This is a genomic window from Emergencia sp. 1XD21-10, assembly GCF_009936045.1.
Lineage (GTDB): Bacteria > Bacillota > Clostridia > Peptostreptococcales > Anaerovoracaceae > Senimuribacter > Senimuribacter intestinalis.
Window position 1 is genome coordinate 1 of the sequence record NZ_QWEQ01000094.1, and the last position, 654, is coordinate 654.

Below are 654 nucleotides of genomic sequence, written 5' to 3' on the forward strand. Positions count from 1 at the left end.
AGGAGGGAATTCCCCCGGACCAGCAGAGACTCATCTTCGCCGGCAAGCAGCTTGAAGATGGCCGCACTCTGGCGGACTACAACATCCAGAAGGAGTCAACCTTGCACTTGGTCCTCCGTCTTCGTGGTGGTATGCAGATTTTCGTGAAGACCCTTACAGGAAAGACCATCACCCTTGAGGTTGAGAGCTCCGACACCATTGACAACGTCAAGGCCAAAATTCAAGACAAGGAGGGTATTCCCCCGGACCAGCAGAGGTTGATCTTTGCCGGCAAGCAGCTGGAGGATGGGCGGACCTTGGCCGATTACAATATTCAGAAGGAGTCGACCCTGCACTTGGTGCTGAGGCTGAGGGGAGGAATGCAGATCTTTGTGAAGACCCTGACCGGGAAGACCATCACCTTGGAGGTGGAGAGCTCGGACACGATCGACAATGTGAAGGCTAAGATCCAGGACAAGGAGGGAATCCCACCGGACCAGCAGAGGTTGATCTTCGCTGGAAAGCAGTTGGAGGATGGAAGGACCCTTGCCGACTATAACATCCAGAAGGAGTCCACCCTTCACCTTGTCCTCCGTCTCCGTGGTGGTTTCTAAATGTTGGCTCGCCTGGTGTCTTAGTGTCTTGTCTTTCAGGTCGTCGGTGCCGTCTGTGTTG

The 654-nt window shown here is 54.6% G+C and carries 1 protein-coding gene; it reads left to right on the plus strand.

The window, feature by feature from the left end; translation table 11 throughout:
* A partial coding sequence (locus D1151_RS16950) for a polyubiquitin (protein WP_306770919.1) occupies positions 1 to 593 on the plus strand: 593 nt, incomplete at its 5' end.
* Positions 594 to 654 lie beyond the last annotated feature (61 nt).